We start from the raw sequence: 20642 nt of genomic DNA, 5'->3' as shown, positions 1-20642 counted from the left end.
CGAGGACTACATCAATGCGCACATGCAGTACGCGGGCTGCACGCAGAACATATTTACCGACTCGGCCATCGATCGGATCTACCAGATCTCGAACGGTGTTCCACGGATGGTAAACCGTGTCTGCGAAAAGAGCCTGATGTATGCCAGTCAGACGCAGAAGCGGCTGGTCGATGATCACATGGTCAGCTATGTGGCAGAACACGAAATGTTGGTTGTGAATGAGTAAGCGAACGCCGCCGAAGACGACCTCCGGCGGCGATAAACCATACAACATTCATGACGCAAAACTGAGCAGGTCAGCGACAACTCATGAGAGCAGCTCCGTGACAGCTCATGAAATCAGCAACAGTGTACTGCCTGAAATCGATCCCGACCGGCAGCCTGAAGGAGAACCTCGAGCTGATCGCTGCGGTTCTGCTGGTCGCTGGCCTTCACCTCATAAAAAAGAACACGGTCCTCTCGATCAGCGTGGGAACCGTGTTCTATATGGTGCTGGTGCACCTGATCTAATATCGGATGCCAATGTCGCTGTCGCCACTTCATCGCTGTCCGCGGTGATCGTTGGCTGCCGACGCATGGTTGTGCAGACACAGCAACTATGGGGGCCGGCCATCAGGATGGCCGATGTCACATCAGGAGCTGCGCGATGAGCTCCATCATGCCGGTGAGAACCATGACGAGGATCGGGTCCCAGTGAAGCTTTCGAAGCATCACGAGGGCGATCACGAACCAGGCGCACATGCGGAGCTCGAGGGTGTCTGGCAGGCCGATGGCCGGCAGGAGGATCAGGAGCCCTGCGGTGAAGATGAGGGCGACGACCGCCGGGCGGAGCGTTTTCAGGACGCCCTGCAGGAGGCTCAGCTTCCGGTACTTTGTGTAGATGATGGCGATGATCGTGACGATGAGGCAGCTCGGAAGAACGTTTCCGAGGGTCGCCGCGACGGCACCGAGCGGGCCCGCCATCTGGAGTCCGATGAAGGTCGCGGCGTTGATTGCGATCGGGCCGGGCGTCATCTGGGAAATCGTGACGAGATCGGTGAAGTCCGCCATGCTGATCCAGTGATAGTGGTTCACGACCTCCTCCTGGATCAGTGGCATCGCGGCATAGCCGCCGCCGAAGCTGAAGGCACCGATGCGGAGAAAGGCGAGGAAAAGCTGGAGATAGATCATGACTGCACCTCCTCACCTTTATTTCGCCAGAGTGTCACGGCGACGCCGAGGGCGATGACCGCGAGGATGATCCAGATCGTGGAGATACCGAGGATGTAGTTTGCGACGAAGGCCGCGAGCATGATGACGAGGGACGACCACTTTTTATCGGCGAGTACGCCGCTCGCCATGTCCCAGGTGACGGACATGATGACCGCGCTGACGCCGCAGCGCATGCCGGACAGCATGTGGTGGATCATGAAATTCGAGCGGAAGGCGGAGTAGAAGAGGGAGATGACGCTCAGCATCAGGAAGGGTGGGATGACGGCACCGAGCACCGAGAGCAGGATGCCGGGGAAGCCGCAGATCTTGTAGCCCACGACGATCGCACCATTGACCGCGATCGGGCCCGGTGCGGACTGTGCGATCGCGACGAGATCCAGCATTTCGTCCTCGCTGATCCAGTGCAGGTCGTCGACGAACTTCTTTTTCAGCAGCGACACGATGACATAGCCGCCCCCGAAGGTGAAGGCGCTGAGATACAGGGTCTCGAAGAAGAGCTTCCGGAGACGCGCGCCGGAGCATGGGGAAGCTGCAATCGCTTCAGATGTATCCGTGGATGTGTTATTTGACTCGTTCACGTGGGTTTACCTCGTTTGTAGTTGAGATGATGATTCGTCGAGGGAGCACTATGTGCCCCTTCGGCTGATGACAGAGCTTGCTGTAACACATAATATATCATTCTACGCCGGATATCCAGCCGCTTTCATCGGCAGACGACAGGCGAAGGTTACTGTTTACGAGTGAACAGCAACGACAGAGGCTTCGGCAGAAAACCATCCGGGAAGCCACCCGACGTCAGCATTGGCCGCCTGGAAATACCCCATGTTCTTCTGAAAAAACAAGCATTTTCGAAACTTCTATATATAATGTAAAACGACTTGTTAATTCTGTGTCAAATTAACAATGTTCAAGTTTTTCATCACATGTTATACTTCAGATAACTGGGCGAATTTATGTATATTTTTTTCAGGAGGAAAATATATGGTTACAAATGATAGGGGTGCGGTTTCCATCAAGCATGCTGTCATGGAGGGGCTCGCACGCGAGCTCTGGGAGCATGACGAGATCACACCAGATGCAGAGAATCAGCTGATTATGTCGATTTCACCGGGACCTCACGCAACATGGCGCTGCTGTGTCTACAAGGAGCGTGAGATTCTGAGATGGAGAATCCGTCTTTCTGAGAACATGGATGCAAATCCATACACGACGGAGAAGAATCCGAACGTCGTACAGGTCATCGATCCGGCCTGCGAGGAGTGTCCGCTATCCACTTATTCTGTAACCGATAACTGCCGTCTCTGCCTCGGTAAGGCGTGCCAGAACAGCTGCCGCTTCGGTGCGATCACCATGACCGAGTCGAGAGCGCACATCGATCCGAACAAGTGTAAGGAGTGTGGTATGTGTGCGAACGCGTGTCCGTATGGTGCCATCGCGCATCTGGAGCGTCCGTGCCGTAAGCCGTGTCCGGTCAATGCCATCAGCTACGACGAGAACGGCATCTGTAAGATCGACGATAAGAAGTGCATCCGCTGTGGTCAGTGTATCCACAGCTGTCCGTTCGGCGCGATCGCATCGAAGATCGATGTGCTCGATGTCATCCGTGACATCAAGGCCGGCAAGGAAGTCTTCGCGATGTGTGCACCGGCGATCGAAGGTCAGTTCGGTAAGGACATCACCATGGGCTCCATCCGTGAGGCACTAAAGGAAGTCGGCTTCACCGACATGGTCGAGGTCGGTCTCGGCGGCGATATGACCGCAGCGTACGAGGCAGAGGAGTGGTCCGAGGCACGTAAGGAAGGTAAGAAGATGACGACCTCCTGCTGTCCGGCATTCATCAACATGCTGCGTATGCATTTCCCGGAGCAGTTTAAGGAGAACATGTCGGAGACCGTTTCCCCGATGTGCGCGATTTCCAGATACCTGAAGGCGACCCACCCGGGCTGCACGACTGTATTTATCGGACCGTGCATCGCGAAGAAGTCCGAGTCCCATGAGATGGGGATCGAGGGCAATGCAGACTACGTTCTCACATTTGGCGAGATGACCACGATGATGGCCTCGAAGAATGTGGAGATGAAGCCGGTGGTTGATCCGTATCAGGAGTCGTCCATCTGGGGCAAGAGCTTCGCAACATCCGGCGGCGTTGCAAACGCGGTTATGGAGGTGATGCGTGAGCGGAACGAGGATACGACCGGTATCAAGCTTCGTGCAGCAGCCGGTGGCAAGGAGTGCAACGTTGCGCTGACACTTCTCAAGCTCGGCAAGCTCCCGGAGGATTTCATCGAGGGTATGGTCTGCGAGGGCGGTTGCGTCGGTGGCCCAAGTAAGCACAAGACGGAGATGGAGCTTCGGAAGTCCCGTCAGGATCTTCTGAACCAGGCCGATGATCGTAAGATCCTCGATAACCTCGAGAAGTATCCGATGGATAAGTTCTCCATGATGCGTGGACATATGGCTCCGCCACACAGCGAGACGAAATAATTTCTAAATAAACCGAAGGGCGACTGTCAGAAGCGCAGTACTCCGAGGTCGGAAAAATCAAAAATTGGCCCCTAAGAACCAGTAGGCCCTCCGCAAACGACTGAGTTTTCTTTATGAAAACTCAGTGTTGCGAAGGGTGCTAAGGAAAATTACTCCAACTGGTTCTAAGGGGCCAATTTTGATTTATTCACGGCCTCTGCGTATGGCTTCTGACAGTCGCCCTTCGGCAGTATTTAAGAATTTAACTTAGTGCCGCGGACGATGTGTGCCGAGGCCGACGACGGTTTCCGTCTGGTTGATGAGGTCGACGACCTTCTCGATGGCGAGTTTTCCGTCCTTCAGCTCGAGGACCATCGCACCGCAGTTCGGGACGATGCCGCCGTCCCAGTAATCCGCGTCGCTCAGGTTCCGGACGATGCTCTCGACGCCGCGGAGGATACCGCCGTGGCAGGTCACCATCACGCGCTCATATTTATCTTCATTTGGATAAAGATACGTATCGAAAAAATGCTCGATACGGTCCTTCACCTCACGGATCGACTCACCACCCGGCAGTGGTGGCATGATATCCGGGTACGCGAACCAGCGCTTCAGATGATCGAGAATCTCTTTCTCCGCCTCGGTATGCGGCACATCATCGCGCATCTCGATGCCCTCTCCGGTACCGAACGCGATCTCCTGGAGATCGTCGAGTGGTTCAATGCTGAGATCAGGGTGATTCTTCAGGATGATCTCGGCCGTCTTCTTCGCACGCACGAGCGGACTCGAGAATACTCGATCGAAATGCACATCCTTCAGTGCCTCCGCCGCGATGCGCGCGCCGGCGAGTCCCACATCATTTAACGGAATATCCTTCCGTCCCTGCAGACGATGCTGCTGATTCCACATCGTTTCTCCATGTCTGATCATATATATTTCCATCATCGTTTCCTCGCTGTCTATATGTTCTGGTGCATGATTCGCATGGACTGAAGTATATCATATTTCGACGGAAATAAGTAGTCATCAGATCGCTGAAGCGAATGAATTGTATTTATTTCTGTACAATGGCATGTAAACTGAAAAACTGGCATCTTTAAACGTTTACAACATTTACGGAAACATGGTATAAATAAATATTAGAGTAGTTAGAAAAGATAACATGGAAAATTTCGCTAAAGACAGCAGTGACATCGTGACGTTTTTATACGATTAGGGCTTGTTAATGGCTGGAAAAGCAAGGGCACGCGAGCGTAGTTTATGGGGTCAGACCCCCTTACGAAATTCTTAAGATGACGCCAGTGCCCGTTTTCCCGTATAAAAGCGAGCCCAATACTGAGAACTGGATCGGTGTCCCTGGCGCAGGTAAAACGGTACCGATCATTGTGAGCCGGGCAGATGGTAGTTATTATGTTCACACATCAACGACGGCATCGAGAACAAATAAAGGTAAAACGTATGTGACGATTTCAGACCATCTGAGTCAATCGTCTGTTAAAGACGGCGGCTATATTTCGGGTGCGAAATATGACACACTTGCAGAGGCTTATAGCGCATATGAAAAGCTGGTAAAGGAGTTCTACTCGGATTATAAGGAAACTCTTCTGAAGTAAACAATCGACATAAGATAAGAAAGCTGTGCGGATATGAAACGAGCTGAAAAAGAAAAACGCGGATTTACCCTGGCGGAGCTCCTGGTGGTCGTCGCCATCATCGGAGTACTGGTGGCCATCTCAATCCCGATCTTCACCACGCAGCTCGAGAAGGCCCGCCGCAGCGTTGACCTCTATAACGCCCGCGCCGTAGAATCCGTCCTCGTCAACGCCATCAACGATGGTAGCGTGCAGCTCCCGTCTGGAGTGAAAGGCGATACATCCGGCATCTGGGTGACGATTAGGCGTGAGGACAAAGGATGGCCAAGCGCTTATGGTAGTCAAACTGGAAACGTATTTTATGGTGCCAGCAAGAATACGGTGATTAATGGAGTGATCAAAACAACTGCATGGAATGCAAGCGATACTGAACTCCCAAAGATCGTAAAAGCAGCCGGACTGGATGATCTGAAAATTAACAGCCGGCGATCGGATAGTGGAAAACCGGACGGCTGGGACTGGATCGTCATCGAAGCTGGATATCGATACGATAATACAGCAAAGAAATTTGTTCTGTTCACAGAAATCTACAGCGGTTTTGCAAATGAAAAGTCAGGCGCGCACGAGTATAAGCAAGCTAAGAACTGCATCGGAAAACTGATCGGTGCCTGATTCTGAACAGAATGCATCGTGATCGTTCAGCGGAGGAGAGTCCCGGAGGGGCGACAACAGAAGCCATACGTAGAGGCCGTGTAAAATCAAGCCAGGTTCCCTTAGCGGCACTTAGAGTAATTTTTCCTTAGCACCCTCTGCAACGCCGAGTTTTCATAAAGAAAACTCGGTGATTGCAGAGGGCTTAGTGCCGCTTAGGGTCGCTGGCTTAGATTTTACCGGCTTCGAAGTACTGTGCTTCTGTTGTCGCCCCTCCGGGCTTTCATCTGGAACCGCATGATTTGCCGGACTTTCACCCGCGTTTCGCCGTTTTTTGCCCTTTTCTGGCTTGTTTCCCGCCCCGATCTTCCTATATAATGAATCAATGACATTATAGAAATGAAAGGGGGATCGCGATGACGGACATGTATTTTCTTGTGCTTACCGCGATCAATTTATTTGCGCTCGCATTTATGTGTGTGCTGGTGAGCCTGAATGATACCTTAAATCCGAAGCAGACTCGCGGTTTTCTGTACACCTTTCTGCTGATTGCATTGATCTCGATCCTGGAGCTGATCACGGTGCTGGTGGACGGAGGGCCACGCTGGATGCGGCCCATCAACATCATCTCAAACTACCTGGGCTTCAGCCTGACACCCGCGGTGCCGCTCGTCATGGTCTACACGATCGATCAGAGCGGACAGATCAGTGAGAGCCTGAAGGTGGCGACCGCGCTGGAAATCGTGTACTTTCTGATCATGACCGTCTCGCTCTTCACGGGCGGACTGGTGTTTACGGTGGACGCGGCCAACCAATACTCGCGACTGGGCGGCTTCCCGGTCTACATGCTGATGTACTATTCGGGCATCGTCTTTCTGATGTACCATCTCCTCGAGATGGCGCGCTTTTTCCAGAACCGTGGCCGGGAGCTCATCTATGCGCTGGCGCTGTTTCTCGCGCTGGGAACGCTCGTGCAGATCCGGCTGCCGGGGATCCACGTGACCTGGCTCTGCGTGACCATACTGTCGATCCTGTACTACCTCTACTGCAACGAGATGTGGAACCAGCTCGATGGTCTGACAGGACTGCTCAGCCAGAAGAACTACCTGAACCGGACGCTGAACCTGCACGAAGAGGACCGGATGCTGATCGTACTCGACCTCGACGATTTCAAGCATATCAATGATACCTACGGGCATCTCGCGGGTGACCGCTGTCTCCGTGAAATTGCACAGTGCCTGAAAAAGGCCTACAGCCGCTATGGCAACTGCTACCGTATCGGTGGTGATGAGTTCTGTGTGCTGCTCTGGAATCCGGAGAAGGAGGTCTTCTGCCGGGAGAAGTTCTACTGGAATCTGACGAAGCAGCGGGTGAAGACCTCGATTCTGCCGAATGTTTCGTACGGAAGTGCTCTCCTCGATGCGTATGAGAGCATCCGCGATACGAAGGCCCGCGCCGACCAGAAGATGTACCAGAATAAGAAGGAACATAAGGCAGAGAAACACTTCACGTAAAGCAGCAGGCCGCCGGCGTCCGCAAAACCCGATCTCCGACCTGCGCCGGAACATGTTCATAAAATCGTAAGAAAGCAGCTGATTGACAATCGGCTGCTTTCTTTTTATACTTCAACTGTACTAATACAATTAATACACTTAATTCACTCAAATCACACGAATTAAATGAATCACCTGGCTACGCTCCTGCCGGATCTGATGCATTTGATTCACAGATTCAGGAAACGTACTGGAAAGGGGATAGCGGATATGATTCTCATCGATTACAAGGATCGACGTCCTCTCTATGAGCAGATCGTGGAAAAGCTGTCGGATCTGATGGTCCGGGGCGTGCTCGCGCAGGACAGCCAGCTGCCGTCCGTCCGAAGCCTCGCGACGGAGCTGTCGATCAATCCGAATACGATCCAGCGGGCGTATGCGGAGCTCGAGCGACAGGGCTATATCTACTCGGTGAAGGGACGCGGCAGCTTCGTGGCGGAAAATCACCAGATTCGAGCGAAGAAGCAGGTCGAAATCTGGCGGGAGCTCGCACTGCTGGTTGAGGACGCACGGAACGCCGGCATCACGATGGAGGCATTTCAGGCGCAGGTGGCGCAGAATTACGAACTGAATCCGGGCACAGGCACAGGCCAGGGCACAGGTACAGAAACAGGATCTGGTGCGGGCCAGGGCGCAGGCACAGAAACAGAATCTGGCGCAGGCTCGGAATACGAAACAGAAACAGGAGGCAGAAGATGATAAAGGCGGACAATCTGACCAAGCGCTTTCAGGGCGTGACCGCAGTGGATCATATCCATGCGGAGATTCAGGATGGCACGGTGTTCGGTCTGATCGGCACGAACGGTGCCGGGAAGAGCACCTTCCTCCGGATGGCGGCAGGGATCCTGAAGCCGGATGAAGGCACGATCACCCTCGATGGGGAGTCGGTCTTCGAGGATACCCGGGTGAAGGCACGCTGCTTTTATATCCCGGATGAGCCATATTTTCTCGGAAACGGCACACCGGACGATATGAAGACATTTTACCAGGGGATCTACCCGAATTTTGATACGGACCGCTTCGGCAGGCTCCTGAAGAGCTTCGAGCTCGACGGACGCCGGAAGATCCAGACCTTTTCGAAGGGCATGAAGAAGCAGCTCGCGGTGCTGCTCGGTATCTGCGCCGGCACGGATTATCTTTTCTGTGATGAGACCTTCGACGGCCTCGATCCGGTGATGCGGCAGACGGTGAAGAGCCTCTTCGCAAACGACATCGAGGAGAGGCACCTGACACCGGTGATCGCCTCGCACAACCTGCGTGAGCTCGAGGATATCTGCGATCACGTGGGGCTCCTGCATCGGGGCGGCATGCTGCTCTCGAAGGACCTGGACGATATGAAGATGAACATTCATAAGATCCAGTGCGTGCTGCCTGCCGGGCTCGAACGCACGAACCTGCAGGATCTCGACATCATGACGACGGAGCAGCGTGGAAGCCTGCTGACGCTCACGGTGCGGGGACAGAAGGAGGAGATCCAGGCGCGGATGCAGAGCTATCATCCGGTCTTTTTCGAGATGATCCCGCTCTCCCTGGAGGAAATCTTTATCAGCGAAACGGAGGTGGCCGGTTATGACATCAAGAAGCTTATTTTTTAAATACATGAAGGAAAACACGAAGCAGCGCATCTGGAGCCTGGCGCTCGCCCTGCTCCTGTGCTTCTTCGCCTTCCCGGTGACGACGGCGCTCGGCATCAGCATAGCCTTCCGACCGGAGAATCTGAACAGCAGTCTCCCGGCGGATCTCGCACGGACACAGGCGCAGAGGGACTTCACGCGCGACATGCTGCGGATGTACTCCATGAAGGGTGGCGCACTCGCGTTCATGCTGACGATTGCCGCAGTGGTGCTGGCGGCCTCCGGCTTCGCGTACCTGCACTCGAAAAAGAAAACGGATTTCTACCACAGCCTTCCGATCCGACGGGAGATGCTGTACGCGGTGACCTGCCTGAACGGCTTTCTCTACATGGCCGTTGCCTATCTCGGCTTCCTGACGATCGCCGCCGTTATGATCCGCGTGAAGGGCGTGCCGTTCGACTGGGGCAGCCTGTACCTCGCGAGCGTCGAGCACCTGTGCTTCTTCGCCCTCGTGTACATGACCGCGATTCTCAGCATGCTGCTGACCGGAAATCTGGTGGTGGGCCTGCTGGGGACCGGCGTGCTTTTCAGCTGGGGACCGGTGATCTGCATGACGATCTCGGCGTATTTTTCGGAGTATTTCACGACCTTTTCCGGCGACGACAGCTTCCTGCTGGCGCTTAGTGAGCGGACCTCCCCGGTCGCCTGGTATGTGAAGGCCTGCATGTCTTCGCAGCCTGGACGTATGGCGCTGTGGGCAATGCTGGCAGCGGCAGTGCTGTTCCTCCTCGGTATGCTCCTCTATCGCCGACGTCCGTCCGAGGCAGCCGGCCACGCGATGGCTTTTCCGATTACGGAGCCGATCATCCGCTTCCTGATCGCCGTGCCGTCGTCGCTCCTGCTCGGCGCGATGTTCCACTCGATGATGTACGAGGATGGCTGGACCGTGTTCGGCCTCGTCTGTGGACTCCTTCTCGTGAGCTGCATCATCGAAATCATCTATCACTTCGATTTCAAGAGTCTGTTTGCGCATAAGCGACAGCTCCTTGTGAGTGCAGTCTTTGTCGGCGTCGTCTTCGCGATCTTCCGCTTCGACCTCTTCGGCTACGACCGCTACCTGCCGGCGACAGAGAAGCTTGCGTCCGGCGGCATCTACAGCGACCTCCTCGACCCGGATGCGACGAGCCAGTACCACTCGACGGTGGAATATTCCGAGGGCTGGTATGGCGTAACGTTTGACGCGATGCCGTCCTCGACGCTGGCGGATGAGATGCAGATCTCGGACGATCAGGGGCTCGAACTACTCCATACGATCGCAGCGCAGGGTGTGCACGATGCGGCACAGGCCCGAGACCGCTTCCTGCGGGGCGGCGGGCGCTCCTATGATCTCGAGGAGGGCGATGAGGCGTTTCATAACGTCACGATCGCTTGGCACCTCCGGAACGGGCGGACCGTCTACCGCAGCTATCGGGTCAATGTCTCCGGCGTGAGAGCAGCGCTCGAAGCGGTCTATAATCTCGACGCCTACAAGACGGCGATGTATCCGGTACTGTCGCTGACAGCGGACGACGTCGCGGGCATCAACTATAAGGAAGAGGACGAGTGCAGCCACGTGAAGCTCGCCGGAGCCGACGTGAAGGCGGCGCTGCTCGCGGCGTACCAGGAGGAGCTGAAGGCGCTGACGAGCGAGACCAGAGCGCACGAGATGCCGATCGCGGAGATCCAGTTTAAGACGAACGAGCAGCAGGCGCTCATCCAGAAGCTGCGCGACGAAGGCGGCAACTACACGCTTTTCAACCACTATTACTATTACCCGATCTACCCGTCCTTTACGAAGACCATCGCGCTTCTCCGGGCGTGCGGTGTCGAGGTCGGCGGGACGGTGACTCCGGAAAAGACCGCGAGCATCACGCTCTCGTATCAGGGCGTTGCAGTTTCGGAAGAGGAGATGGCACCGGCGGATACGGAACTTGGCCAGCGCCAGCGGAAGTACCTGAGTGACGACAGCCGTGCGATGCTGACCGTGACGGACCCGGAACAGATCCGGGAAATCCTCGCGGCCTCCGCTTCACACTCGGTCGTTTCCCAGAACCCGCTCATGAACACGGACGATGGCATGGAAATCTGCGTGGATATGAAGCGGTCGGATACGAAGTTTGCTGTGAACGTGGGTCAGCTGAAGAGCAGTGATGTGGCGACGGACACGGATGCAGATCAGCTGAAGAGCGATGATGCGGCGACGGGAACGGATGCAGATGCGTTCGAGACTGCAGACGATGGCGATCTGGATACGTTCGATGACGGTGCCGTGCCGACGTTCAGCGAGGATGCAGATGATGACGCGTACGATGACGAGGACGCGTACGATCTGGAAGAGGATGGGGAAGTCGTGGCCGATGACCGCGGTTCCTTCGTAAGAAACTTCTACTACGGACAGATCCCGCAGTTTGTCATAGACGAATTCGGGCTGACACCGGACATCATGGAGAAGAATAAAGTATAAACGTTAGAGAAGGGAAGCCCGGCGGGACTTCCCTTCTTTTCGCTTCCGTAGCGTCTGGTTTCACAGAAATTCTGCTTACTGGAAATGCATGGTGATGGTTCCAACGTCCTTATTATAGTGGCAGGTGCTGCTTCAGGTACTCTGATGGGGTGACGCCGGTGGTTTTCATAAAGAGCTTCGTGAAGTAACGGGTGCTGAAATAGCCGACGCTTTCGGCGAGTTCTCGTACAGTCCGGCACCTGCCGGCGGCGACCATCTCGATGGCCTTCTGCATACGCACGTTCGTGAGATAGTCCGTGAAGTTCTCGCCGGTTTTCATCTTATAGGTCTTACTCAGATAATTCGGAGAGATGCCGAGGAGATCGGAAATCGTGTTGATGCCGATCTGATTCATATAGTTTTCGTCGACGTACCGATTGATTTTTTCGATGGTATCCGGGGTACTGTCGGCGTTATGTAGCTGCTGGATACTGTCGGTAAGCTGTGCGATCGAGCTGGTTTCGATGCGATGATGGAAGGTCAGATCAAAGACGCGAGCGAGGGATGCGTCACAGCGTGCGAGCAGTGCATCTCCGTTTTCCAGATTTCGCATCTCCGAGAGCGTCTTATGCAAAGTCACGGAGTCCTGCAGCTGCAGAGCGAGAATCGCCTTATCCAGCAGTGTGGAAAGCGGGAGATACGTCTCCTGCTCCTTCAGCTCATCAAGGAACATGCATTTTCCTAAGGATGTGCAGAGGTGAATGCTCTCGAGCTTCTGCACATAGGTGATGCGACGTAGTAAGTCCTCGATAGAATCTGCATAGTAGACGAATCCGGTTGCGAGGCAGGAGGAGAGCTTCTGGAAGTCCTCCGGGATGTGGGTGATGAGTGTGCGCGGCAGCTGGCCCGTCGTGATATAGATGAGCTCGCCACTCGGCAGGAAACCACAGCCGCACGGGAAGGAATACTTCTCTGACAGGGCAGTAAGAGAGGTGGACAGCAGATCGAAATTATTCTTTTTCGAGGACTTCGGATCATGATCGAAGTAGAAGATCATGACGGTGTAGGGTGGCTGCACATATTTCGGCTGCTGAATAAACTGGATGGAGAAGTAGAGATCGAGGATTTTTTTACATTCAAGCTCGTAATCCTTCTGGTACGCCGAAATCTCCTTTTGCTTGAGCTGCATGATTTTTTCCATGACCTTCTGTATATCTTCGAGCGCCGCCGGCTTTAGAATATAGTCGATGGCACCATAGGTCAGGGCTTTCTGTGCATAGGCGAACTCTGCATAGCCGGTCAGCATCACGACCGGAATATCCTTCGTATGAAACTGCGCGAAGGCGTCGAGTCCGGACAGCTTCGGCATGTGGATGTCGAGGAAAATGACATCCGGTGTATGGTCTTCGACATAGAGCAGCAGCTCTTCGCCGTTCGTAACCTCGATGAAGCTGTGCTGTTCCGGATACAGCTCCTCGATCATGCTTTTTAATCCCAAACGTGGTAGACGCTCGTCATCTGCCAGTATGATATTCATAGTCTATCCTTTCTGTTTCCGCGAACATGATTCCGCAGTTTCCGATCGTCTGGTGTCTACGCTTCGCCATAGAATGGAAGTCCTGCGTCACTACCCTGCGCTTATATCCGGGTACCGATGCCCTTCATCGGAATATACACCGTAAAACTCGTAATACCATCCTCGAGCGTGATATCCAGTCGTGCGTCCGGATCGAAAATCTTCAGTCGATTTTCGACATTCATGATGCCGACATGCTTCGAAGAGCGTAGCGTATCGAGGTCGATCGGAATACCGTTATTTTTTATCGAAAGCACCAGTGTGCCATGGTCAATGCAGGCAGCCGTCCAGATGGTGATCGACCGTCCATCCGGATCCATGCCGTGCTTCATCGCATTTTCGACGAAGGGCTGAATCAACAGACGTGGAATCTCAATCTCGCGGGTAGCCTCCGCACATTCGCAGACATAGGTGATACGCTCATCGAAACGAAGCTTCATGAGCTCGCAGTACTGAGTACAGAACTGAAGCTCCTGCGCGACAGTGGTCGTTTTTGAGTTGCTACAGGTATAGCGGAAGATATGCGTTAACTGCAGAATGCCGGCCTCCAGCTCCTTTTTCATTCCGAGACGATTCAGAGAGACGAAGCAGTTCAGCGTGTTATAGAGGAAGTGCGGATTGATCTGACTCTGTAGTGCCCGGTATTCCGCTTCCTGTCGCTGAATCTCGTTTTTATAGGAACGCTGAATATAGAGATCCAGCTGATGAATCATTTCATTCAGATGCTCTCCGATCATCGTAAACTCGTCCGCGACATAGAAATCGTTTCGCGCCATGAGTTCCTCCGGGATATGAATATCGAGATTTCCATTCGATGCAGATTCCATCGCGCTCAGAATTGAGTTCAGCACGATGGTCGTCTTCTGAGAGTTCTTCCGGAAGAAGAGACAGCCGGCGATGATGGTCAGTACACCGAGAATCGCCGCGAGAATCCAGATAAGGAGAATCGACTTCATGTTGTCATGGTAAGAGGACAGAAACACAAGCGTCCATGGCATCCCCTTGATGCTGCGCTGATAGCGGAGATAGGTATCACCGGAGGTCCGGATCTTAGCGTCTTCGCGCAGAAGATAAGGCACCGCTTCGTCATCCAGATAACCTTCGTGATAAATCGGTTTTCCATTCTGATCTACGATGATAAATCCGGAGTGCGGGGTCAGCTCGACACTGTCAAACATGCCCCGGATTGGTGCGAGCGACGAGTCGATGCGCAGGACACCAAGCTTTCGCTTCGTATTAATATTCTTCACCGTATGAAACGTTGCGATGACCTCGGACTGCGTATTCATAAATGGCAGTGGTTCCGTGATGGAGTAGCGAAACGGCTCATCGAGCAAAAATCCATCTGCAAACCAGTACTGATCATTATAGCGAAAGTCCGCCGTCTCCAGCAGATCCCGATTCCGACTCGTCGTCAGAATCATCTGGTTCTTCGGATTTTTCGGCATGAACGAAATCGAGAGGATATCATCGCGCGAAGTGATCATCAGACGCTGCATACAGAAGATATAGTTCTGCCGGTAGGACCCGATGCGATAGTTTGCCGGCCCCTCCACCGTGTACTGCGCGTTATCGACAGCGGTATAAAAATTAATGATGTCATCATAAATATACGGCGTCAGTGCCATATGCTGCAGATCGGAAAAGTAGGTGCTCATATTACTGGAAATTTCGTACAGCGTCGTCGAGAAGTAGGTCTCGTTTTCCTTCTGAATCCGGTTTTGCAGGTAAAAGGCGAGGCAGGACGAGAGGATCGAAATCGGCAGGATGATACTGAAAAGAAAAAGCAGGATGAGTTTGTTCTGAAAGCTCTGTGATCGGCGCATCTTTCTCCTCTGTCAAAATCCACAAAAAATTTGAGTGCTTATAATTCCTATTTATAATATTTGAATCAATCCGCCGCGTCAACTGTCTCCCGGGCGTAGACATGGTCCGAATCCAAGAAGAGGTAACCGTTCAGACAGAGTGAAGTCAAGGCGTGGCTCGGCGGACAGTAACAGAAAAGGGTACCAAAGTGTAGAATTGAGTCACTTCAAGATGAATCTGTGTCCTGTTACTATGGATGTACATGAAAAAGCGCGCTTACCACACGAAGAAACGAAAGAAAAGGAAGGAAATGATTATGAAGAAATTCGCTACCTCCATGCTGATCGCAGCGATGGCAGTTACATCTGTAGCATGTTCGAAGGCTCCGGAAGAGCCGAAGACCACCGAGGCCGCTGAGACGACCGCAAAGGCAGAGCAGGCAGAGCAGGCAGACAAGGAAGAGAAGGATGCGCCGAAGAGTGACGTTACCCTCGAGTTCTTATACAACCTGAATGGTGAGGCTATCAGTGATGAGGTGCAGGCAGTCTGCAAGCAGTTCACAGAAGAGACCGGTATCGGCGTTGAGGCGATCATGCCAGGAAGTAACTTCTCTGACATCATGAAGACCAGAATGGCTTCTCAGCAGCTTCCGGACGTATGGACGACCCATGGCTGGGCAGTCGCACGTTACGCTGAGTACCTTGCACCGCTGAACGATTTCGAGTTCGCAAACCATATTTCACCCTCCATCGCAGAGCAGATCACCGATGCAGAGGGTAACCTCTATACTCTTCCGATCGACATGGATCTGACCGGTATTGTATACAACGTAAACGTACTGAATGAGGCTGGTGTCAATGTAGACGACCTTAAGACATGGGATGACTTCGATGCAGCCTGCGAGAAGGTAAAAGCCATCGGCAAGACTCCGATCCAGATCGGTGGTAAGGATAGCTATACCGTCGGTAATCTGATGGATTTCATCGCTCCGACCTTCATCTCCAACGAGGATGAAGCAAATCAGCAGGCACTGCTTGACGGTTCCTTCGACTGGTCGAAGTGGAACGTAGTCGTTGATAAGGTTGCCGGCTGGAATGAGGCTGGTTACTTCAACAAGGATGCCGTAACTTCTGACTTCATGACCGGCGTGAAGGCGATGGCAGCAGAGAAGTCTGCATTTATGTTCCATTCCGCTTCTGCCATTACTGAGATGTATGTACAGAATCCGGATACCGAGCTCGGATTCATGCCACTGCCTGCACGTGAGACTGGTTTAAAGACCTCCCTTATGACGGGTGAGCATTTCGCAATCGGTATGTCGAAGACGACAGAGCACCCAGAGGAAGTAAAGCAGTTCATGGAGTTCATGGCGAGAGAGGACATCTGTGGAAGACTTGCAACCAAGTGCGGTATGCCTTCTGGTCTTGATAACGTAGAGAGTGATACCGGCCGTCTCGAGGCATTCTACGGCAAGTATGCAAACAACCCTGAGATCCTGAACATTCCTTACTTCGATCGTAAGTACCTTCCAAGCGGTATGTGGAATGACCTTTGTGTAACTGGTGGCACCATTCTTTCCGGACAGAAGAACGCAACAGAAGATGCTGTCGCTCAGATGAAGAACAGCTACGAAGAGAAGAAGGCACAGGAGTAATGAAATGAAGGTACAAAAAAAGGGAGTAATTAATCTTTTTTACATTCCTGCTGTTGTACTGTTCCTGGTTTTCGTAATCTATCCGTTCCTGCATGGTATAAGAATATCCTTTACCAACTGGAACGGATATTCGCAGACCATGAAGTTTGTGGGAATGAATAACTACGTTCGCCTCCTGAAGGATCCGAACGTAAAGACCGCACTGGTCAATACACTGATTTATGGTATCGTGAGTACGATCATCCAGAATATCCTGGGACTCGCGTATGCCCTGTTCCTGAATACGAAGTTCCGGGGACGTGCCATCGTTCGAACCGTCATTTACATGCCGGTCATGATCGCCTCTCTCATCATGGGTTACATCATGTACTTCGTATTCCAGTATGATGGTGGTGCACTGAACGACATCCTCATCTGGCTCGGACGTGAGCCGGTAGATCTTCTGTCGAGCTCGAACGCGGCCATCGCCATCATCGTCATCGTTAACTCCATCCAGTTCGTGGGTGTCTCCATGGTTATCTACCTCGCCGGCTTACAGAACGTGCCGAGCATGTACTATGAGGCTGCGAAGCTGGACGGTGCCAATGCTGTTGAGATCTTCAAGAATATCTCTCTGCCGCTTCTGATGCCGGCCATTTCGTCGTCGACCATCCTGAACCTTATCGGTGGACTGAAGCTCTTCGATCTCGTTATGGCGCTCACCAGTGGTGGACCTGGATTCTCTACCCACTCACTGTCAACACTCGTAACCAACCAGTACTTCTCGGCCCAGTCCGCAGGCTATGCATCCGCCATCGGTATCGTATCCTTCCTGCTGATCATGGTCATCAGTAACGTGGTTATCAAATTCTTCGACAAGCGGGAGGTGGATGTATAATGCAGAAGAAATCAAATCTGTGGAAATATCTACTGGCGATTTTTATCGTTTTTGTCCACATCATCCCGATCTACATGGTGATCGGTCTTGCATTCAAGTCACCGTATGACCACTCCTCGAGATGGGTACTTCCGGGCTACATCTATACGAAGAACCTCTATACTGCGCTCGAAAAGAGCGGCATGATGCTGGCCCTGAAGAATACCATCCTGATCACCGGTGTATCGATCATCCTGATCACCGTCATCGGTGCGATGGCCGCTTACCCGATTTCGAGAAATAAGAGTAAGCTGAATGTCATCGTAAAGGGTTTCATCATGGGTGTCATGATGATTCCACCACTCAGCATCTTGGTACCGCTCTACTCCTTCATGGCGAACATCGGCGGTATCAATACCTACTGGGGCATCATCGTGGCCCTCGTTACCTTCCAGTTACCGACCAGTATCTTCCTGTATAGTAACTTTATCCAGTCGATTCCGGTAGCGCTGGAAGAAGCAGCAGCCATCGACGGCTGCGGACCGATTCAGATCTTCTTTAAGATCATCCTTCCGCAGTTAAAGCCGGTGACCGCATCGGTTATCATCATCACCGGTGTGTACTGCTGGAATAACTATCAGTTTGCACTGTACCTTCTTCAGTCACCGAAGATGAAGACCGTTACACTGGCGATCGCCGGATTCTTCTCCGCCGATGCAGCGAACATGAACGGTGCCGCTGCGGCCGCGTTCATCGGTATCCTGCCGGTTATCGTACTCTTCCTCTTCCTGCAGAAGTATTTCATCCAGGGTATGGTAGATAGCGCAATTAAATAAAATATGTTTATGGCCAGGCCAATCACGCAATGAAATAGAAGTAATTGTCGAGGCCTGGCTATCGTTGTAGAAATAGATGGAGGCCGTTATGGGCATCACTTTTAATGAAGAAAAAAAGGTGTTTCTGCTAAAAACAAAGAACACCAGCTACCAGTTCCGCGTGGCGGAATTCGGATTTCTGGAGCATTTATATTACGGAAGGAGAGTGGAGGAGGCCGTGGATTACATCCCGGTCCGCCTTCGCCATGGTTTCGAGGCGAATCCGTATGAGATGAAGCAGGACCGTACACTGTGTCTCGACGTACTCGAGCAGGAGTATCCTGGCTTCGGCGTATCTGATTTCAAGACATCTGCATGCAGTATCATCCACGCAGATGGATCCAACTGTATTGATTTTCGTTACGTTTCGCATCGCATCTATAACGGGAAGTATACGATCGAAGGCATGCCATCTCTTCGGAATAAGGGGGATGACTGGATGACGCTCGAGGTCGTACTGCAGGATGTCGCAACGAAGGTAGAAGTGACCCTGTTCTACGGTGTACTGGAGAGCTGTGATGTCATCACGAGACATGCGGTGATTCGAAATCTCGAAGATACCGAAATTACACTGCATGCAGCCCACTCCACCTGCCTCAGCTTCCCGACCGATGAGATGGACCAGATCGATTTTTACGGCAGCTGGGGACATGAGCGAAATGCACAGCGAACACCGGTCCGTCATGGCAAGACCGTCGTGGACAGTATCCGTGGCATTTCGAGTCACTACTATAATCCGACCATCGTGTTATGTGATCACGAGACGACGGAGACGGCTGGTGACTGCTATGGCGTCGCCCTCGTCTACAGTGGAAACTTCCAGATTACGGTTGAGGTCAATGACTTCAAGCAGACACGTGTGGTGGCCGGCATCCATCCGGACACCTTCTACTGGAAGCTGAATCCGGGTGAAACCTTTGCGACCCCGGAGGCAGTGATATCTTTCAGCGCAGCAGGTCTCACCGGATTAAGCCATCATTATCATGATGTCGTACGGCACTTCCTGATTCCGGGACAGTTCGAGAATCAGCGCTGTCCGGTACTCCTCAACAACTGGGAAGCGACGATGATCGACTTCGATGAAGAGCAGCTTATGCAGATCGCAAGTGCAGGTAAGGAGCTCGGCGTCGAGATGTTCGTCATGGACGACGGCTGGTTTGGGCGAAGAACGAATGAGTTCCGTGGACTCGGTGACTGGCAGTGCAATCTGGAAAAGCTTCCGAGCGGCATCGCCGGCTTCTCGAAGCGGATTCATGGTCTCGGACTCAAGTTCGGCATCTGGATCGAACCGGAGATGATAAGTGAAGACTCCCGGCTTTATGAAGAGCATCCGGACTGGTGCATCGCTATCCCAGGCAGAAAGCCGACCAGGCAGCGGTATCAGCTGATTCTCGATTACAGTCGCGATGAAGTCGTCGAGTACATATTTGATCAGATTTATAATGAGTTCAAGGACGCGGAAATCGACTACATCAAGTGGGATATGAACCGCAGCATGACCGATCGTTTTTCACAGGCACTGCCGGCAGAACGACAGGGTGAGCTCTGTCACCGTTATGTGCTCGGCTTCTATAAGCTGATGGAGAAGCTCACCACGACCTTTCCGCAGATTCGTTTCGAGGGCTGCTGTGGTGGCGGCGGACGTTTCGATATGGGTGTTCTGTACTACGCACCGCAGATCTGGTGCTCCGATGATACAGATGCCATCGAACGGATCAGTATCCAGCATGGTACCTCCTTCTTCTATCCACCATCTGTGATGGGGGCACATGTTTCTGTCTGCCCGAACCAGCAGACCGGCCGTAGCGTATCGATCGATACGAGAGCCGCGCTTGCCTACTACGGCACCTTCGGCTATGAGCTCGATCCAAATGAGCTGAATGATGAAGAGAAGGAAGCTGTGAAGCGCCAGATTCAGTACTATCAGGAGCATGCGCTGACAAGCGCGTTTGGTAAGTACTACCGTCTGACCGGCGTGGGGCATGAATTCGTCGCCTTCATGTCGGTGGCGGATGATCAGAAGAGCGCCGTCTTCAGCTTCGTACAGCGACGTACCAGCGCGAACAAGGGCATCATTTACATCAAGCTGCGTGGTCTCAACGAAGCTGCGGTTTACACGATCCCGGAGCTCGGCCTAGAGTTAAGTGGTGCGAGCCTTATGTATGCCGGACTTCCGATGCCGGTGATCAAGGCAGACAACACAGCGAAGACCTTTACGCTGATTCAGAAGTGAATAGAAGTGAATAGAAGTATCATAGAATGAAAGACGTAGCCCGCCACGGGTATCTGCAGATGAGTTGCGCATCGGAGAGCTCTTCGGGCGTAGCTCTGCCGTGGATTGGAAACGT

Annotated in this window: 16 protein-coding genes and 1 pseudogene; 12 read left to right on the top strand and 5 right to left on the bottom strand. The window is 52.9% G+C overall.

Annotation, left to right across the window (positions count from 1 at the left end; all coding sequences use genetic code 11):
• Both ACTNC3_RS04275 and ACTNC3_RS04270 read left to right on the top strand, forming a co-directional pair.
• A pseudogene (locus ACTNC3_RS04275) lies at positions 1 to 226 on the top strand (AAA family ATPase); the annotation flags it as partial.
• A 107-nt stretch (positions 227 to 333) separates the two neighbouring features.
• A complete protein-coding gene (locus ACTNC3_RS04270; RefSeq protein ID WP_441226574.1) occupies positions 334 to 510 on the top strand; it encodes an AzlD domain-containing protein in 177 nt (58 codons plus the stop codon).
• Between the two features lie 117 nt (positions 511 to 627).
• On the opposite strand, the gene ACTNC3_RS04265 is transcribed toward ACTNC3_RS04270, so the two are convergent.
• Both ACTNC3_RS04265 and ACTNC3_RS04260 read right to left on the bottom strand, forming a co-directional pair.
• Positions 628 to 1170 carry a chromate transporter gene (locus ACTNC3_RS04265; RefSeq protein ID WP_441226573.1) on the bottom strand — a complete coding sequence of 181 codons (543 nt, stop codon included), beginning with the start codon at positions 1168 to 1170 and terminating at the stop codon, positions 628 to 630.
• Positions 1167 to 1748, bottom strand: coding sequence for a chromate transporter (locus tag ACTNC3_RS04260; protein ID WP_441226579.1), 582 nt, complete (start codon positions 1746 to 1748; stop codon positions 1167 to 1169). Before ACTNC3_RS04260 ends, ACTNC3_RS04265 begins: the two co-directional genes overlap by 4 nt.
• Before the next feature lie 445 nt (positions 1749 to 2193).
• Between ACTNC3_RS04260 and ACTNC3_RS04255 the strand changes: the two genes are divergently transcribed.
• On the top strand, positions 2194 to 3696 hold the full coding sequence (locus ACTNC3_RS04255; protein WP_410043104.1) for a 4Fe-4S dicluster domain-containing protein: 1503 nt from the start codon (positions 2194 to 2196) through the stop codon (positions 3694 to 3696).
• A gap of 246 nt (positions 3697 to 3942) precedes the next feature.
• Here the strand turns inward: ACTNC3_RS04255 and ACTNC3_RS04250 are convergent, their stop codons facing one another.
• A complete protein-coding gene (locus tag ACTNC3_RS04250) occupies positions 3943 to 4605 on the bottom strand; it encodes a histidine phosphatase family protein (RefSeq protein ID WP_441226572.1) in 663 nt (220 codons plus the stop codon).
• A 716-nt stretch (positions 4606 to 5321) separates the two neighbouring features.
• Between ACTNC3_RS04250 and ACTNC3_RS04245 the strand changes: the two genes are divergently transcribed.
• The 5 genes from ACTNC3_RS04245 to ACTNC3_RS04225 all read left to right on the top strand — a co-directional run bounded on the left by ACTNC3_RS04245 (position 5322) and on the right by ACTNC3_RS04225 (position 11548).
• Positions 5322 to 5939 carry a type II secretion system protein gene (locus tag ACTNC3_RS04245; protein WP_441226571.1) on the top strand — a complete coding sequence of 206 codons (618 nt, stop codon included), beginning with the start codon at positions 5322 to 5324 and terminating at the stop codon, positions 5937 to 5939.
• A gap of 395 nt (positions 5940 to 6334) precedes the next feature.
• The gene (locus ACTNC3_RS04240) at positions 6335 to 7432 is read left to right on the top strand and encodes a GGDEF domain-containing protein (RefSeq protein ID WP_441226570.1); all 1098 of its coding nucleotides are present in this window, start codon (positions 6335 to 6337) and stop codon (positions 7430 to 7432) included.
• Between the two features lie 249 nt (positions 7433 to 7681).
• A complete protein-coding gene (locus ACTNC3_RS04235; RefSeq protein ID WP_441226569.1) occupies positions 7682 to 8170 on the top strand; it encodes a GntR family transcriptional regulator in 489 nt (162 codons plus the stop codon).
• Positions 8167 to 9066, top strand: coding sequence for an ABC transporter ATP-binding protein (locus tag ACTNC3_RS04230; protein WP_441226568.1), 900 nt, complete (start codon positions 8167 to 8169; stop codon positions 9064 to 9066). Before ACTNC3_RS04235 ends, ACTNC3_RS04230 begins: the two co-directional genes overlap by 4 nt.
• Positions 9041 to 11548: a DUF6449 domain-containing protein gene (locus tag ACTNC3_RS04225; protein ID WP_441226567.1), complete on the top strand. Its 2508-nt coding sequence runs from the start codon at positions 9041 to 9043 to the stop codon at positions 11546 to 11548. Before ACTNC3_RS04230 ends, ACTNC3_RS04225 begins: the two co-directional genes overlap by 26 nt.
• A gap of 112 nt (positions 11549 to 11660) precedes the next feature.
• Here ACTNC3_RS04225 and ACTNC3_RS04220 read toward each other — a convergent pair whose 3' ends face one another.
• Positions 11661 to 13064 (bottom strand): response regulator transcription factor, encoded by a 1404-nt coding sequence (locus tag ACTNC3_RS04220; protein ID WP_441226566.1) that lies wholly within the window; start codon positions 13062 to 13064, stop codon positions 11661 to 11663.
• A gap of 101 nt (positions 13065 to 13165) precedes the next feature.
• Positions 13166 to 14929 (bottom strand): sensor histidine kinase, encoded by a 1764-nt coding sequence (locus ACTNC3_RS04215; protein ID WP_441226565.1) that lies wholly within the window; start codon positions 14927 to 14929, stop codon positions 13166 to 13168.
• Positions 14930 to 15225: 296 nt separating this feature from the next.
• Here ACTNC3_RS04215 and ACTNC3_RS04210 point away from each other — a divergent pair, with 296 nt between their 5' ends.
• The 4 genes from ACTNC3_RS04210 to ACTNC3_RS04195 all read left to right on the top strand — a co-directional run bounded on the left by ACTNC3_RS04210 (position 15226) and on the right by ACTNC3_RS04195 (position 20527).
• A complete protein-coding gene (locus ACTNC3_RS04210; RefSeq protein ID WP_441226564.1) occupies positions 15226 to 16563 on the top strand; it encodes an ABC transporter substrate-binding protein in 1338 nt (445 codons plus the stop codon).
• Positions 16564 to 16567: 4 nt separating this feature from the next.
• Complete coding sequence (locus ACTNC3_RS04205) at positions 16568 to 17440, top strand: carbohydrate ABC transporter permease (protein WP_410043095.1); 873 nt, start codon at positions 16568 to 16570, stop codon at positions 17438 to 17440.
• Entirely contained in the window at positions 17440 to 18255 is an 816-nt protein-coding gene (locus tag ACTNC3_RS04200) for a carbohydrate ABC transporter permease (protein ID WP_410043094.1), read from the top strand. The genes ACTNC3_RS04205 and ACTNC3_RS04200 overlap by 1 nt, the downstream gene beginning before the upstream one ends.
• An 88-nt stretch (positions 18256 to 18343) precedes the next feature.
• A complete protein-coding gene (locus ACTNC3_RS04195; RefSeq protein ID WP_441226563.1) occupies positions 18344 to 20527 on the top strand; it encodes an alpha-galactosidase in 2184 nt (727 codons plus the stop codon).
• The last annotated feature ends 115 nt before the right edge of the window (positions 20528 to 20642 follow it).

This window comes from Oribacterium sp. HCP3S3_B9, assembly GCF_052064255.1.
Taxonomy (GTDB): domain Bacteria; phylum Bacillota; class Clostridia; order Lachnospirales; family Lachnospiraceae; genus Oribacterium.
This window is presented reverse-complemented; position numbering and strand designations above follow the sequence as displayed.

Bases quoted from the DNA above. Each gene is read 5' to 3' on its own strand.
- ACTNC3_RS04270 (WP_441226574.1), top strand. From the start codon at position 334: ATGAAATCAGCAACAGTGTACTGCCTGAAATCGATCCCGACCGGCAGC.
- ACTNC3_RS04265 (WP_441226573.1), bottom strand. From the start codon at position 1,170: ATGATCTATCTCCAGCTTTTCCTCGCCTTTCTCCGCATCGGTGCCTTC.
- ACTNC3_RS04255 (WP_410043104.1), top strand. From the start codon at position 2,194: ATGGTTACAAATGATAGGGGTGCGGTTTCCATCAAGCATGCTGTCATG.
- ACTNC3_RS04250 (WP_441226572.1), bottom strand. From the start codon at position 4,605: ATGATCAGACATGGAGAAACGATGTGGAATCAGCAGCATCGTCTGCAG.
- ACTNC3_RS04245 (WP_441226571.1), top strand. From the start codon at position 5,322: ATGAAACGAGCTGAAAAAGAAAAACGCGGATTTACCCTGGCGGAGCTC.
- ACTNC3_RS04240 (WP_441226570.1), top strand. From the start codon at position 6,335: ATGACGGACATGTATTTTCTTGTGCTTACCGCGATCAATTTATTTGCG.
- ACTNC3_RS04235 (WP_441226569.1), top strand. From the start codon at position 7,682: ATGATTCTCATCGATTACAAGGATCGACGTCCTCTCTATGAGCAGATC.
- ACTNC3_RS04230 (WP_441226568.1), top strand. From the start codon at position 8,167: ATGATAAAGGCGGACAATCTGACCAAGCGCTTTCAGGGCGTGACCGCA.
- ACTNC3_RS04225 (WP_441226567.1), top strand. From the start codon at position 9,041: ATGACATCAAGAAGCTTATTTTTTAAATACATGAAGGAAAACACGAAG.
- ACTNC3_RS04220 (WP_441226566.1), bottom strand. From the start codon at position 13,064: ATGAATATCATACTGGCAGATGACGAGCGTCTACCACGTTTGGGATTA.
- ACTNC3_RS04215 (WP_441226565.1), bottom strand. From the start codon at position 14,929: ATGCGCCGATCACAGAGCTTTCAGAACAAACTCATCCTGCTTTTTCTT.
- ACTNC3_RS04210 (WP_441226564.1), top strand. From the start codon at position 15,226: ATGAAGAAATTCGCTACCTCCATGCTGATCGCAGCGATGGCAGTTACA.
- ACTNC3_RS04205 (WP_410043095.1), top strand. From the start codon at position 16,568: ATGAAGGTACAAAAAAAGGGAGTAATTAATCTTTTTTACATTCCTGCT.
- ACTNC3_RS04200 (WP_410043094.1), top strand. From the start codon at position 17,440: ATGCAGAAGAAATCAAATCTGTGGAAATATCTACTGGCGATTTTTATC.
- ACTNC3_RS04195 (WP_441226563.1), top strand. From the start codon at position 18,344: ATGGGCATCACTTTTAATGAAGAAAAAAAGGTGTTTCTGCTAAAAACA.